The organism is Burkholderia sp. Tr-20390 (assembly GCF_017104595.1).
Lineage (GTDB): Bacteria > Pseudomonadota > Gammaproteobacteria > Burkholderiales > Burkholderiaceae > Burkholderia.
Genome location: NZ_JAAGPC010000472.1, coordinates 1 through 271, shown reverse-complemented (window position 1 = coordinate 271; position 271 = coordinate 1). Strand labels below are relative to the sequence as shown.

Genomic DNA, 271 nt, shown 5'->3' with positions numbered 1-271 from the left:
TACCGGAAGTGCCCGACGTGCCGGAAGTGCCCGAAGTACCGGAAGTACCCGACGTACCGGAAGTGCCCGACGTACCGGAGGTGCCGGACGTACCGGAGGTACCCGACGTACCGGAAGTGCCCGACGTACCGGAGGTGCCCGACGTACCGGAAGTGCCCGACGTGCCGGAAGTGCCCGAAGTACCGGAAGTACCCGACGTACCGGAAGTGCCCGACGTACCGGAGGTGCCGGACGTACCGGAGGTACCCGACGTACCGGAAGTGCCCGACGT

The 271-nt window shown here is 66.8% G+C and carries 1 protein-coding gene; it reads left to right on the top strand.

The genetic code is table 11. The annotated features are described in order from the left end of the window. Positions 1-271 (top strand): hypothetical protein (locus G3N98_RS40135; protein ID WP_241026313.1); only part of this gene is annotated, 271 nt, incomplete at both ends.